This is a genomic window from Bordetella genomosp. 9 (assembly GCF_002119725.1).
Lineage (GTDB): Bacteria > Pseudomonadota > Gammaproteobacteria > Burkholderiales > Burkholderiaceae_B > Bordetella_C.
This window is the reverse complement of record NZ_CP021109.1, coordinates 2,132,163-2,146,013: the sequence shown is the minus strand read 5'-3', so window position 1 is coordinate 2,146,013 and position 13,851 is coordinate 2,132,163. Positions and strand designations below refer to the sequence as shown.

At 67.2% G+C, this 13,851-nt stretch carries 14 protein-coding genes; 5 read left to right on the top strand and 9 right to left on the bottom strand.

What is annotated here, in order from left to right:
• The first annotated feature begins 35 nt into the window (after positions 1–35).
• Positions 36–812 (top strand): RsiV family protein, encoded by a 777-nt coding sequence (locus CAL13_RS09970; RefSeq protein WP_086073591.1) that lies wholly within the window; start codon positions 36–38, stop codon positions 810–812.
• 57 nt (positions 813–869) lie between these two features.
• Here CAL13_RS09970 and CAL13_RS09965 read toward each other — a convergent pair whose 3' ends face one another.
• From CAL13_RS09965 to CAL13_RS09930, 8 genes are all read right to left on the bottom strand, one after another.
• Positions 870–2,159 carry a Glu/Leu/Phe/Val family dehydrogenase gene (locus CAL13_RS09965; protein ID WP_086059371.1) on the bottom strand — a complete coding sequence of 430 codons (1,290 nt, stop codon included), beginning with the start codon at positions 2,157–2,159 and terminating at the stop codon, positions 870–872.
• 188 nt (positions 2,160–2,347) lie between these two features.
• On the bottom strand, positions 2,348–3,055 hold the full coding sequence (locus CAL13_RS09960; RefSeq protein ID WP_086072263.1) for an ABC transporter ATP-binding protein: 708 nt from the start codon (positions 3,053–3,055) through the stop codon (positions 2,348–2,350).
• A 4-nt stretch (positions 3,056–3,059) separates the two neighbouring features.
• The gene (locus CAL13_RS09955; RefSeq protein ID WP_086057268.1) at positions 3,060–3,782 is read right to left on the bottom strand and encodes an ABC transporter ATP-binding protein; all 723 of its coding nucleotides are present in this window, start codon (positions 3,780–3,782) and stop codon (positions 3,060–3,062) included.
• Positions 3,769–4,749, bottom strand: coding sequence for a branched-chain amino acid ABC transporter permease (locus CAL13_RS09950; protein ID WP_420042425.1), 981 nt, complete (start codon positions 4,747–4,749; stop codon positions 3,769–3,771). Before CAL13_RS09950 ends, CAL13_RS09955 begins: the two co-directional genes overlap by 14 nt.
• Before the next feature lie 19 nt (positions 4,750–4,768).
• Positions 4,769–5,620, bottom strand: coding sequence for a branched-chain amino acid ABC transporter permease (locus tag CAL13_RS09945; protein ID WP_086057266.1), 852 nt, complete (start codon positions 5,618–5,620; stop codon positions 4,769–4,771).
• 65 nt (positions 5,621–5,685) lie between these two features.
• Positions 5,686–6,963: an ABC transporter substrate-binding protein gene (locus tag CAL13_RS09940; protein WP_420042443.1), complete on the bottom strand. Its 1,278-nt coding sequence runs from the start codon at positions 6,961–6,963 to the stop codon at positions 5,686–5,688.
• Positions 6,964–7,337: 374 nt separating this feature from the next.
• Positions 7,338–8,147: a putative hydro-lyase gene (locus tag CAL13_RS09935; RefSeq protein ID WP_086057264.1), complete on the bottom strand. Its 810-nt coding sequence runs from the start codon at positions 8,145–8,147 to the stop codon at positions 7,338–7,340.
• A gap of 102 nt (positions 8,148–8,249) precedes the next feature.
• Positions 8,250–9,254 (bottom strand): LysR family transcriptional regulator, encoded by a 1,005-nt coding sequence (locus CAL13_RS09930; protein WP_086072260.1) that lies wholly within the window; start codon positions 9,252–9,254, stop codon positions 8,250–8,252.
• A gap of 115 nt (positions 9,255–9,369) precedes the next feature.
• Between CAL13_RS09930 and CAL13_RS09925 the strand changes: the two genes are divergently transcribed.
• The 3 genes from CAL13_RS09925 to CAL13_RS09915 all read left to right on the top strand — a co-directional run bounded on the left by CAL13_RS09925 (position 9,370) and on the right by CAL13_RS09915 (position 12,309).
• The gene (locus tag CAL13_RS09925) at positions 9,370–10,353 is read left to right on the top strand and encodes a DMT family transporter (RefSeq protein WP_086072259.1); all 984 of its coding nucleotides are present in this window, start codon (positions 9,370–9,372) and stop codon (positions 10,351–10,353) included.
• A gap of 127 nt (positions 10,354–10,480) precedes the next feature.
• Positions 10,481–10,693 (top strand): DUF1059 domain-containing protein, encoded by a 213-nt coding sequence (locus CAL13_RS09920; protein ID WP_086057261.1) that lies wholly within the window; start codon positions 10,481–10,483, stop codon positions 10,691–10,693.
• Positions 10,694–10,896: 203 nt separating this feature from the next.
• Entirely contained in the window at positions 10,897–12,309 is a 1,413-nt protein-coding gene (locus CAL13_RS09915; protein WP_086072258.1) for an FAD-binding oxidoreductase, read from the top strand.
• A gap of 16 nt (positions 12,310–12,325) precedes the next feature.
• On the opposite strand, the gene CAL13_RS09910 is transcribed toward CAL13_RS09915, so the two are convergent.
• A complete protein-coding gene (locus tag CAL13_RS09910; protein ID WP_086072257.1) occupies positions 12,326–13,003 on the bottom strand; it encodes an ABC transporter ATP-binding protein in 678 nt (225 codons plus the stop codon).
• Between CAL13_RS09910 and CAL13_RS09905 the strand changes: the two genes are divergently transcribed.
• On the top strand, positions 13,002–13,667 hold the full coding sequence (locus CAL13_RS09905) for an arylesterase (RefSeq protein ID WP_086072256.1): 666 nt from the start codon (positions 13,002–13,004) through the stop codon (positions 13,665–13,667). The two genes, CAL13_RS09910 and CAL13_RS09905, sit on opposite strands and share 2 nt — an antisense overlap.
• Positions 13,668–13,851: the final 184 nt, after the last annotated feature.

The following is a 13,851-nucleotide window of genomic DNA, read 5'->3' as shown; positions in this document are numbered from 1 at the left end:
CTTTGTTCCGCATCCTGTCCGGCACGCCGCGCGCCATGAGCGCGGGATTGCTCGGTTTGACGGCATTGCTGGCGGGCTGCGGCAGCACGCCGCCGGCCGACATCAGCCTGTCGCCCGGTTCGGCGGCATCGGCGAATGCCGGCGACGTGCGGGTCGATACCGTCAAATGGACGCGCACGAAACCCGGTTGCTCGGGCGAGTGCCCCCGCATCGAGGTGGACTCGATTGCGTTTCCCGGCATCCCGAAGCTGACCGCGCTGGTGGACCACGTGCTCGCCTACATGACCGGCGTCGACCCGAACCGGCCGCGCCCCTATGACACGCTGAACGAATACGCGCAGTACTTTTTCCAGACCGCGCAGCCGCGCGACGAGACCTGGTTCAAGGCGCGTGTGAAGGACACCGTGGGGGACATCATCGCCATCGAGCTGCATACCGGACAGATGCTGACCGGCGCGGCACATCCGATACCCGCCACCCAGTATCTGAACTGGGAGCGCAGCAAGGGACGCGTATTGGCCTTGGACGAGGCCATCATTCCGGGCCGCGGGCCGCAGTTCGTGGATGCCCTGAAGGCGGCGCATGCCCGCTGGCTGAAAACCAACGAAGACGCCAGGCGGGACCCGGCGGCCTACAACAGGATGTGGCCTTTCTCCCCGTCGAGCAATTTCGCCCTGACCCGCGAAGGAGTGACCGTGAAATACGACGCGTACAGCATCGCGCCCTATTCCTACGGCGAGCCGGAATTGCAGATTCCGTACAAGGACCTGGTCGGCGTCCTGCGGCCGGAATTCATTCCGCGCCAGGACTGACGCCGGGCGCGGCAAGCGCCGCGCCCGGCCCGGCTCATCCGCGTGAATCGCCGGGGATCACGGATACAGGCCGCGGACCTGGCGGGCCTGCAGGATGCGCGTGCACGCCACGATGAAGGCCGCGGTGCGCAGCGTGACCTTGTGTTCGCGGGCCACCTGCGACACCGCCGCGTAGGCGTCGCGCATGATCCGCTCCAGGCGGTGGTTGATCTCGTCTTCGGTCCAGAAGAAGCTGGAGAAGTCCTGCACCCATTCGAAGTAGCTGACGGTCACGCCGCCGGCGTTGGCCACCACGTCCGGGACGACCAGGATGCCATTGTCGAACAGGATATCGTCGGCCTCCGGCGTGGTCGGTCCGTTGGCGCCCTCCACCACCACTTTGGCCTTGATGTCCGACGCGTTGGCGGCCGTGATCTGGCCCTCGAGGGCCGCCGGGATCAGGAATTCGGTTTCCAGCTTCCAGAATTCGGAAGCCTCGATGGTCTGCGCCTTTTCGAACCCGCCGACGCCGCCATGCTGAGACACGTGGACCAGCAGCTCGGGCACATCCAGGCCGTATTCGTTGTACACCGTGCCGGTATGGTCCTGGACGGCGATGATCTTGGCGCCGACGCCGTGGAACAGGCGCGCGGCCGTGCCGCCCACGTTGCCGAAGCCCTGCACGATGACGCGGGCGCCATTGACGTCGAAGCCCAGGTCGCGCGCGGCCTCGCAACCCACCACGAACACGCCGCGCCCCGTTGCCTCGACGCGGCCCAGGCTGCCGCCCAGGGCGACCGGTTTGCCGGTGACGACGCCGGTGGCCGTGGCGCCTTCGTTCATGGAGTAGGTGTCCATCATCCACGCCATGATCTGCGCGTTGGTGTTCACGTCCGGCGCGGGGATGTCCTTGGAGGGACCGATGATGACGCCGATCTCGCTGGTATAGCGGCGCGTGATCCGCTCCAGTTCCGCCTGTGAGTAGCCGCGCGGGTCGACGCGGATGCCCCCTTTCGCGCCGCCGTACGGCAGGTTGACGGCGGCGTTCTTGATCGACATCCACGCGGCCAGCGCCATGACTTCGGACAGCGTGACGTCCTGGTGGAAGCGCACGCCGCCCTTGCCCGGACCGCGCGAGGTGTTGTGCTGGACACGATAGCCCTCGAAGTGGGCGATGCGGCCGTTATCGAGCTCAACAGGGACGTCCACGATCAGGGCGCGCTTGGGGCGCTTCAGCGTTTCGACCCAGCGGCCGAGGGCGCCCAGGTAAGGCGTAACACGATCGACCTGCTGCAGGTAGATTCCCCAGGGGCCGACATTGTTGGGGTCCAGGTATGAAGGCAAGGCGTGGGTAGGCGTTTCGTGCATATCGAACTGCTCCTGAGGGTTGTCGCGCCAATTGTAGACGCAGAACAGATCGGTGTCCCCGTTAAATTTATAAATCAAAATAAAAGGGACGCATTAATCCACCTACGCTGGCTGGCCCGCCTGTGGTGTGCGCCGATGCGGGTCTGGGCCGGCCGCCGCATCCGGCCGGCGCCTGCCCCGCACTGCGGCTACATCCCCAGGTAGGCTTCACGCACCTCATCGGATGCCGCGAGTTCCGCCGCATCGCCCGACAAGGCAATGGCGCCGCTTTGCATGACGTAGGCGCGGCTCGCGACTTCCAGCGCGGCGTTCATATTCTGCTCCACCAGCAGCACGGAGAGGCCGGCCTGTTTGTTCAGCGCCGCCAGCGCATCGAACACCTGCTCCACCAGCAGTGGCGACAGGCCCAGGCTGGGCTCATCCACGAGCAGCAGTCGCGGCCCGCTCATCAGCGCCCGGCCGATGGCGAGCATCTGGCGTTCGCCGCCCGACATCGTCCCCGCCAGCTGCGTGCGCCGTTCGCGCAGCCGCGGGAATACTTCGTACACGTGCTCCAGCCGTTCCCGGTACACGGATTCGCTGCGCACCGTATAGGCGCCCAGCCGCAGGTTCTGCTCCACCGGCTGGCGGGCGAACACGCGCGCGCCTTCGGGGATCATGGCGATGCCGCGCTGGACCAGGTTTTCCGGCCGGCTGCCCGTGATGTCCTCGCCCTCGAACACGATACGCCCTGCCGCCGGACGCACCGTGCCGACGATGGCCGCCAGCGTGCTGGACTTGCCGGCGCCGTTCGCGCCCAGCAGCGCCGTGATCTCGCCCGGCCGCACCTCCAGGGAAATGCCGCGCACCGCCTGCACGCCGCCGTAGGCCACGTTCAGGTTCTCGACTTTCAACATTGCCTCAGGCACGGTGCTTCCTCCCAAGATAGGCCTCGATCACGGCGGGATTGCGCACGATTTCCTGCGGCGGACCTTCCGCGATGGTCTGACCGAAGTTCAGCACCAGGACGCGCTGCGCCAGCCGCATCACTACTTCGAGCACGTGCTCGACGATCACCAGCGTCACGCCAGCGCCGTGAATGCGCCGCAGGATGTCGGCAAGCGCAATCGCTTCCGTCGGATTCAGACCGCCGGCGACTTCATCCAGCAGCAGCATGCGCGGCTCGGTCGCCAGCGCTCGGGCCAGCTCCACCCGTTTCTGCCCCGCCACGTTCAGGCCAGCGGCCTTCACGTCGGCGCGGTCGGCCAGGCCGACGAGCTCCAGCACCTTGCGCGCGGCCTCGCGGGCATCCTGCAGGCGCGGGTGCCGCAGCAAGGCGCCCACCATGGCGTTTTCCAGCACGGTCATCTGGCCGAAGTTGCGCGGAATCTGGTAGGTGCGCACGAGGCCCATGGCGGCGACCTGTTCCGGCTTGCGCCCCAGCATCGATTCGCCATTGAAGGTCACGCTGCCCGACGTCGGCGCGTGATGGCCCACCAGCCCGTTGAACAGCGTGCTCTTGCCCGCCCCGTTCGGTCCGATGATGGCCACGATTTCGCCGGCATCGACGGACAGGTTGATGTCTTTGTTCGCGACCAGGCCGCCGAAGCGTTTGGTCAATTCCTTGACTTCAAGCAGAGCCACGGCGCCCCCTCAACGTAATCAGGCCGCCGGGCAGGAACATCGTCACCAGCAGAATGGCCAGGCCGAACACCAGCAGGTCCAGCCCCATGCCGGAACTGCCCCACAGGACGCGCGTCCCTTCCGACAGCGGCAGCAGCACCGCCGCGCCGATCCACGGCCCCACCAGGGTGCCGACGCCGCCCAGGATGGCGACCAGCACCACCTGCACGGACAGCGTCAGGCTGAACATGGATTCGGGGTCGATGAAGCCGACGTACATCGCGAAGAAGCCGCCCCACGCGCCGGTAATGGCCGCCGACAGCACGAAGGCCAGCATCTTGTAGCGGTCGGCCGGCACGCCCAGGCTGCGGGCGGCCGCCTCGTCGCCGTTGATCGCGCGCCAATAAAAGCCGGTGCGCGAATGGACCAGGAAATAGGTCGCCAGGAAGGTCACCAAGGCCAGCCCCACCGCGATCCAGTAATACGGCACCTTGGTGCGGAACAGCAGCATCAGCGCGGAGTCGCCGATGGGCGCCTCGATGCCCACGGCGCCGCCGGCCCAGTCCCAGTTCACCATCAGCAGCAGGCCAATCTGCAGCAGCGCGATGGTGGCCATGGCGAAGTAATGGCCGGACAGACGCAGCGTGGGGCCGCCGACGATCCACGCGAGCACCGCCGACACCAGCGCGCCGGCGGGAATGCCGACCAGGGGCGTCAACTCCAGGTGCTGCAGCAACAGGATGGTGGTGTATGCGCCGACGCCGACGAACACGCCATGGCCGAACGAGATCCGTCCCAGAAAGCCGCCGACCAAATTCCAGGCCGCGCCCAGCGCACCGAACAGCAGCACGAGCAGCAGGACCTGGATGGTGAACTGGTCGGTGACGAAGAACGGCACCAGGGCGAAGAGGATCGCCAGCACGACTGCGGCGGCCAGGGGCGCGCGCGAATGGCGCGCCTTGGCCGGCATGGCAGCCGTCATATCCATTTGTTTTACGCTTGTCATCTCACCACCGCCCGAACAGGCCGCGCGGCCGATACCAGAGAACCAGAATGAAGAGGATGAAGATGGACACCGTCTTCAGTGCGGGGGCCACGAAATAGCCCGTCATCGCCTCGATGATGCCGATCAGGATCCCCGCGATGAAGGCGCCCGGCAGCGAGCCGAAACCGCCCATGCACACCGCCACGAAGGCGAGCAGGCCGAAGACCGTGCCTACCGAAGGGAACACATAAAAGAACGTCGTGAGCAGCGCGCCGGCCAGGCCAACCGCGGCGCTGCCCAGGATCCACACCTGCGCGTTCACGCGGTCCGGCGAAATGCCGACGAGCGCGGCGACCTGGCGGTCTTCCGCCACGGCTTGCAACGCATGCCCCCAGCGGGTGCGGTAGACCAGCACGAACAGGGCGATGACCACCACCAGCGCGACCAGCCCGGTGATCACTTGCGGCCGGCCGATCGAAATGCCGGCCAGCGACACGCTGCCCGAGACCAGCGTGTCGGGCAGGTTGCGATAGTCGGGCGTGAAGGCAATGAAAGCCAGCTGCCGCAGCACGAGTCCCAGCCCGAAGGTGGCAAGGATCACGGCCATGGGCGGCCCCTTCTGCAAGCGCTTGATGATCAGCGCGTAGGTCAGGAAGCCGACGAAGCCCAGCAGCGCGGCGACCAGCGGCGCCGACAGCGTCGGATCGACATGACCCAGGGTGAAGAACCAGTAGGCGGCATACATGGCGAGCATCAGGAACTCGCCGTGCGCGAAGTTGATGACGTCGGTGATGCCCCAGATCAGGGCCAGGCCCACCGCCACCGCGGCGTAGATCAGGCCATTGAACAGCCCGGCGTAAAGCGCTTCTAACATTCGGTACTCCTGCGGCGGACCCCGAGGGCCCGCCGTGTCTGGCGTTGCGCTGTCGCGCGGGCCGCTTACTTCCAGGCGAAGGGAAGCGCGGGCAGCGACTTGTCCTTGTTGTAGTTGGTGGGCCACACCGTCTGGTAGCCGGCAGAAGTCATCTGCAGGATCAGGCCGGCGCCCTTGCTGTTCTGGCCCGTCTCGTCGAACTTGACGCCGGACCACGGCATGGCGATCTGCGCCTCGCTCAGGTCCGTCTTCTTCAACGCATCGCGGATCGCTTCGGGTTTGGTGGAGCCGGCGCGGTTGATGGCGTCGGCCAGCACCAGCACGCCCTGCAGCGAACGCGCGTTATTGCCGTTAAGCTCCTTGCCGGTCTTGGCCTTGTACAGGTCATTGATCGTCTTGAGGATCGGCTTGCTCGTCGCGATGTCGTTGCTCCACACGTCGCGCGTCAGCACGCCCTGCACTTGCTGGCCGACTTCCTGCACGAAGCGTGAATCGATGAACCCGGCATCGTTGGCCAGGAAGACCGGCGGCGCGTACTTGGCTTCACGCATCGTACGCACGAACAGCATGGCGTCCGAGGTGTAGCTCGCGAAGATCGCCACGTCGGGCTTGGCGTCGGCCAGCTTCTGGACTTCGGACGTCACGGAAGCAGAACCGGCGGTGTACGCGATATTGGCGACGATCTTGCGCTTGTACTGCTTGGCGAATTTATCGAGCGCCTTATAGGTATTGACGCCGAAATCGGTGTTCTCATACACCACCGCGATTTTCTCGGTGGGAACCTGCTTGATGCCGTCCAGGAACTGCATCATGTTTTCGATGAACGTATCGTCGGTCGGCGACGTGCGGAAGAACCACTTGTACTTCCGATCGGTCAGGTCCGGGCTGCTGGATTCGCCGTTCAGGTAAGGAATGCCGGCCTGTTCGGCCACGCGGCTCGCGGTTTTGGTGACGGCCGATTGATAGGCGCCGGTCAGGGCCACGACCTTCTCCTGCTGGATCAGGCGCTGGGCGTCGGCAAGACCGACCTCGGGCTTGCCCTGCGAATCGCCGAACACCACTTCGAGCTTGGCGCCCCCCAGATTCGGCAGGCCGGAACCCTCGGCCAACGGCAGGCCCTTCAGTTCAGGATGCGGGTTGTTGACGATGTCGACCGCGAGTTCGACGGCAGCCTTGATTTCCGCGCCGGTGGAGGCGAGCGCGCCGCTCAACGGATAGATCGCGCCGATGCGAACCGTCTGCGTCTGCGCGGCGGCCGGCACGCCAAAACCGAGCGCGAAGCACGCGGCGGCGCCAGCGATCAATTTCGAAACGCGCGCCTTGCCAAGGCCAGCCGACGCCATAGGCGCCGCGTGGGAGTCCATCTTCATTGCGTTGCTCCTGAGAACTGACAACTTCGTAGAAAGTGAAAGGAACTGCCGACAGCAAGCTTATCCGCTCGATTGAGAGAGGACAGCCGAAGAAACCCTATGGGGGAGGGAAGCCCACCCCCGAAGCGCTCCGCGCTTCCCCCTCAAGGGGGCGAAGGGAAGCCCACCCCCGAAGCGCTGCGCGCTTCCCCCTCAAGGGGGCGACGCTGGCGGACCGGCGAAGCCGGATCCGCGGCGTCCCCGATCGGAGGGCAGCTGTTCAGTGCGGCGCTCTGGTCCACTGGCTTCCTGGGCGCGGGTGGCGCGGCGTGGAATGCGTGGTGGTTCGGGGGCGGGACGAAGCGCGTTTACAGCGCCGCGACGCGGCTGTTGATCAAGTCGGTGACCAGCATGTGGCCGGGGGCGTGCGTGATGCAGAATTCGGGCTTCACCGCGGCCACGACCGATTGAGGCGTGACGCCGCAGGCCCAGAAGACGGGCACCTCGCCGGGACGGATGTCCACCGGGTCGCCGTAGTCGGGCTTGCCGATGTCGGCGATGCCGATGGCGGCGGGGTCGCCGAAGTGCACCGGTGCGCCGTGCACCGACGGGAAGCGCGACGTCACCTGGATGGCGCGGATCGCGTCCGCCGGCTTGAGCGGGCGCATCGACACCACCAGCGGGCCCGAGAAACGGCCGGCCGGCTGGGTCGGCACGTTGGTGCGGTACATCGGCACGTTGCGGCCCTGCTCGATGTGGCGGACCGGCAGACCGTTGTCCAGCATCGCTTCCTCGAAGGAAAACGAGCAGCCGATCAGGAAGGACACCAGGTCGTCGCGCCACACGTGCTTCACGTCCAGCGGTTCCTCTACCAGCACGCCGTCTTTCCAGACCCGGTAGCGGGGGATGTCGGTGCGGATGTCGATGTCCACGCCCAACTCCGGCAGCGCCGGATTGCCGGGTTCCGAAACCGCCAGCACGGGGCACGGCTTGGGATTGCGCAGGCAGAAACGCAGGAAGTCGTCGGCCAGGGCCTTGGGCAGGATGGCGAGATTGGCCTGGACATGGCCGGGCGCCACATTGGCGGTGGGACCGGTCATGGCGCCCGAGCGGGCATCGAGGCGGGCCTGGTAGGAAGCCGAAGGCGTGCCGGCCCCGTTGTGCGGTAAAGCGGACATCGTAATTCCCCGTGAAATGTGATCATTTCTTATCGATGCGCTATTGCACCCTACGGGAAGCCGCCCTGTCCAATCACATGTTCCGATGAACCCTGATAAGAATTACTTATCGGCGTTCCTGCCACCCTTGTCCTTATGGCCGCCCCGCAAAGCTGGGCCCAGTCCGGGCGCGGGCAGCGGCGGCGGATCGAGCGTGAGCGGATTGCCGGCGATGCGCGCGGCGTCCTCGCGGGCGATGTACTGCGCCGCCTGGGCGACGGTGCGCGCCACGTGGCTGTCCGGGCCCTGCATCCAGCACGCCGTGTAGTTCAAGGGCGGCAGCTCGGGCGCCTGAACGTCCAGGATCTGCAGCAGGCCCTGCGCGAGTTCACGGCCCAGGATGACCGGCGCAATCACCGCCGTGCCGATGCCGTCCAGCGTCATGCGCACGATCACGCTCAGGGCAGAGCTGCCGTACATGCGCGGCGTTTGTACGCCGCCTTCGATCAGGATGCGCCGCACGGCGCGGTGCGGATCCGTGTTCGACGTGTACGTGATGACGGGCCAACGCCCCAGGCGCTTGAGCGAAATCGGCGGACGCCCCAGCCGCAGCTGGGGGCTGGCGATCCAAGCCAGCGGATAGCGGCACAGGTGAATGTTCTCAACGCGGGGCTCTTCCATGGGGCCGAGCAGGAAAGCCAGATCGATCTGATGCGAGGACAGTTGCGCGCGTAGCGCCGTGCTGGTATCGACCTGGATCTCCACCATCAGCGCGGGATAGGCCTCGTGCATGTATTCCATCAGGCTGGGCAGCCACGTATGCACGATGGTTTCGGATACGCCCAGACGCAAGGTGCCGCTCATGACGTTCTGCGCGCGCGCCGCCTGCTGCATGTCGGTGCGCATCTGCAGCATGCGCTCGGCATGCGACAACAGCTCGTATCCCTTCGCGGTCAGCGTGATGCCGCGCGAATCGCGTTCGAACAGCCGCACGCCCAATCCGGCTTCCAGCGAGGCGATGCGCTGCGAAATGGCCGGCTGCGTGGCGTTCAGCTTTTCCGCCGCGGCGCGAAAGCCGCCCAGCCTGGCGACCCAGAAAAAGGTCTCGATGTTGCGCAGGTCGATCATGATGCGCGGGCGCCGGGACACCCATCAGGAATTTTGATCGCGCTGAGCGTATCATGGCGGGCGAAAAAATCGGCGTTCTTCCTGGGGCGCCGGAAAAAACGGAGGAAGTCGCCTTATGGGAGGGGCCTCGCAATCCCGCACGGCCGGAGGGCACGCCGGCCTGGCGGCGCCCGCGGCGCAGCCGCTGGCCGGCATCGCGCTGCTGCTGCTGTCGATGTGGACGCTGTCCAGCCTGGATGCCAGCGGCAAGTGGGTAATGGCTGCCGGCGTGCCGATGCTCCTGCTTTCCTGGGTGCGCTATGCCGCCCATCTGGCGCTGGCCCTGGCCCTGATCGTCCCGGTCAAGGGATGGGGCATCCTGAAAAGCCGCCGGCCGCGCGAGCAGATGCTGCGCGGCGGCGCGATGCTGGGCGCGACCCTGATGTTCTTCACGGCGCTGCGCTATCTGCCGCAGGCCGAGGCAACAGCCATCAATTTCCTTGCGCCGCTGATCGTCCTGCTGCTGGCGCCGTGGCTGCTGCGCGAGCCGCCGCGGCTGTCGCGCTGGGTGGCGGCGGGCGTCGCCTTCCTGGGCGTCCTCATCGTCATCCGGCCCGGCGGCGGCCTGGATACGGTGGGCACCATCTTCGGTCTGCTCGGCGCCTTCTGCTTTTCCGCGCAGTACATCGCCAGCCGCCGCGTCGCGGGCGACGACCCGCTGACGTCCGTCATCTGGAGCGGCGGAGTGGGCACGGTGGTGCTTTCATTCGCCCTGCCCTACATCGTCCCGGCCGCACTGCCCGCGCTGCGCGGGCTGGATGCGCTGCACTGGGCGGTGCTCGCATCGACCGGCGTCACCGGCTGCCTGGGGCATCTGCTGCAGATCGCCGCCTATCGCAAGGCGCCTGCCTCGACCCTGGCGCCCTTCACCTATCTGCAGATCGTCAGTTCGACGACCACGGGCTGGCTCATCTGGGGCCACTTTCCGGATGCGCTGACCTGGCTGGGCATCGCTGTGATCTGCGGCAGCGGCATCACCATCGGCATCATGGAATGGCGCCGTGCCGAACGCCAGCGGCGGCTGGCGGGCGCCATCCGGGTGCCCGGAAATCCGGGCTGAACGGCTTGGCGGCTGGCGCGGCCGCCATGGTTGACGCCTTTCGGCGTAGGCGCGGCCACGGCCGGGCGCCGACTCCTATACTCGATCCGACAAACGGCTTACCGGCGGCGTTTGGGAGGAGCGAACCATGACCCGCAAATACATCGATTGCCGCGAATTCCCCAGCGAGGCGAACTGTTCCGTCGCCCTGTCCGCGGATTCCGAAGAGGAATTGCTGGAAGCCGCCGTGCAGCACGCCTGCGCGGTCCACCACCACACCGACACGCCGGAGCTGCGGCAGCAGATCCGCACGCTATTCCACGACGGCACCCCGCCCGTGGAGGCGCCGCAGCGCGCCTGACCCGGCGGCCGGCACACGCCGGCCCTCATGATGCGGCCGCACCGGCGCGGCCGCTCGTGCGCGCGCCAGGGGCGGACGTGCATGCCGCATTTCCGCCCCGGCGCAACAGATGCGCGGACGGCTGGCTCGCGGCCGCGCCCACCCGCCGGCATCTGTCGTGGCGAGGCGCTTCATGACGACAGGCGCCCGCCAAGGGGGTTCTCATGTTCACGCTGTCCCATACCGCCATGGACGACCTGAAGGCGGCCCTACGCGGCCGCGTCATCACGCCTTCAGACGCCGAATACGACGAAACGCGCCGCGTCTGGAACGCCATGATCGATCGCCGCCCGGCGCTCATCGTGCGCTGCGCCGGCGTCGCGGACGTGCGCTGCGGCGTTCGTTTCGCCCACGAACACGGCTTGCCGCTGAGCGTACGCGGCGCTGGCCACAATATCGCCGGCAGCGCCGTCTGCGACCAGGGCGTGATGATCGATCTGTCGGCCATGCGATCTGTGCGCATCGATCCGCAGGCGCGGCGCGCATATGTGGAGCCGGGCGCCACGCTCGCCGACTTCGACCATGAGGCACAGGCATTCGGCCTGGCCACGCCCCTGGGCATCAATTCGACCACCGGCGTGGCGGGCCTGACTTTGGGCGGCGGCTTCGGCTGGCTGAGCCGCCGTTTCGGCATGACCATCGACAACCTGCGCGCGGCCGACGTCCTGACGGCCGACGGCGCGCTGCATCACGCCAGCGCGGCCGAGCAGGAAGACCTGTTCTGGGCGATACGCGGCGGCGGCGGCAATTTCGGCGTCGTCACGACGTTCGAATTCGAGCTCCACCCGCTCGGTCCGCAGATCTACGGCGGGCTGCTCGTGCTGCCCATGGAGCAGGCCGCCAACGCACTGCGCGCCTACCGCGCGGCCGCGGCCGCGATGCCGGAAGAACTGACTGTATGGGCGGTGCTGCGCCTGGCGCCTCCGCTGCCCTTTCTGCCGCCGGAAACGCATGGCAAACCGGTGGCGGTCTTCGCGATGTGCTATAGCGGCGACGTGGAGGACGGTCCGCAGGCCGTCGAGCCGCTGCGGCACTTCGGCACGCCCTATGGCGAACACCTTGGCGCGATGCCCTACGTCGCCTGGCAGAAGGCGTTCGACCCGCTGCTTACGCCGGGCGCGCGCAATTACTGGAAATCGCACGACTTCGCCGACTTGCAGGACGGGCTTTTCGACACCCTGATCGACGCCGCCGGCCGTCTGCCATCGCCCCAATGTGAAATCTTCCTGGGACAACTTGGCGGCAAGGCCGGCCGCGTCCCGCCGGACGCCATGGCGTATGCGAACCGCGATGCGAAATACATCGTCAATGTTCACGCGCGTTGGAACGATGCCGCGGACGACGCCGCCTGCATCGGCTGGGCGCGCGATTTCTTCGATCGCGCGGCGGCCTTCGCGCTGGGCAGCGTCTACGTCAACTTTATGACAGACGACGAGTCCGCGCGGATCGACGCCGCCTATGGGCCGAACATCGCGCGGCTGCGGACCGTGAAGGCCCGCTACGATCCGCACAATCTTTTCCGCCACAACCAGAACATCCGCCCCGACGCCCAAGAGCACGCGCGCCCGGCGGCATGATCCCGCCTCGCTCGATTCACGCCGCGGAGACGACCCGCCCCGCCGCGAGCACGAGCTGGCGCTCGCAGCGGGCGGCCAGGCTGGCATCGTGCGTCACCAGCACCAGCGTCGCGCGATGCTCGCGGTGCAGTTCGAAGATCAGGTCGATGACGCGGGCCCCGGTGGCGGCGTCCAGGCTGCCGGTCGGCTCGTCGGCGAACAGCAGGTCCGGCCTGACTACGAAGGCCCGGGCCAGGGATACCCGTTGCTGTTCGCCGCCCGACAGCGTCCTGGGATAGTGGTGCAGACGGCCGGCCAGCCCCACGCGCTCGAGCATGGCGATGGCCGGGTCGCGCGCCGGAAGCCCGGCCAGCTCCAGCGGCAACATGACGTTTTCGAGCGCTGTCAGGTTGGGCAGCAATTGAAAGGACTGGAAGACGAAACCGACGTGATTGGCCCGCAGGCGGGCGCGGCCGTCCTCGTCCAGCGCGAACAGGTCGCGGCCGGCCAATGAGACCGACCCCGCCGTGGGAACGTCCAGGCCCGCCAGCAGTCCGAGCAAGGTGGACTTGCCCGATCCCGAGCTGCCTGTAATGGCCAGGGCCGCGCCGGCGGGGACCGTAAAATCGATTCCATCCAGGATGGCCAGCGTCCCGCCCGCGTCGGCCACTTTCTTCCCCAGCCCCCGCACTTCTATCGCGTTTCCCGTACCCATGCGACCCCTCATCCGATTTCTTTTCGCGGCCGCCCTGGTCCTGCTGACGTCCGCCGCCCATGCTCAGACCACGCTTGCGGGATCCGGTTCCCCCACCCCCGGCGCGGCTCAGCGGACGCGCACCATCCTGGTCGTCGGCGATAGCTTATCCGCTGAATATGGCATCGCGCGCGGCACAGGTTGGGTGCCTCTGCTCGGCCAGCGCCTGGAGCGGGAGCATACGGGATGGACGGTGGTCAACGCGAGCATCAGCGGCGACACCACCACCGGCGGCCTGACGCGCCTGCCGCCGCTGCTCAAGCAGCACCGCCCTGCAATCGTCATCCTGGAGCTGGGATCGAACGACGCGCTGCGCGGCCTGCCTCTGTCGATGACGCAGCAAAACCTGACCGCGATGGCGCGCCAGGCCAAGCAGGCCGGCGCACGCGTCCTGCTGGTGGGCATGCAGATTCCGCCCAATTACGGCCGCGCCTACACCGAACAATTCCGCGACCTGTTCGAAAAGGTCGCCAGCGCGGAAAACACCGGCCTGGTGCCGTTTTTCATGGAAGGCATCGCCACCAACCGCGACTTCTTCCAGCCCGACGGCATCCACCCCAACGAAGCGGGCCAGCCACGGCTCCTGGAAAACGTCTGGGCCGGCCTACGCCCCATGCTGAACTAAGCCCCCGCCCCGATCGGGGCCGCCGCGGATCCGGCTTCGCCGGTCCGCCAGCGTCGCCCCCTTGAGGGGGAAGTGCGCAGCGCTTCGGAGTGGGCTAGCCTCCGCCCCGATCGGGGACGCCGCGGATCCGGCTCTGCCGGTCCGCCAGCGTCGCCCCCTTGAGGGGGAAGCGCGCAGCGCTTCG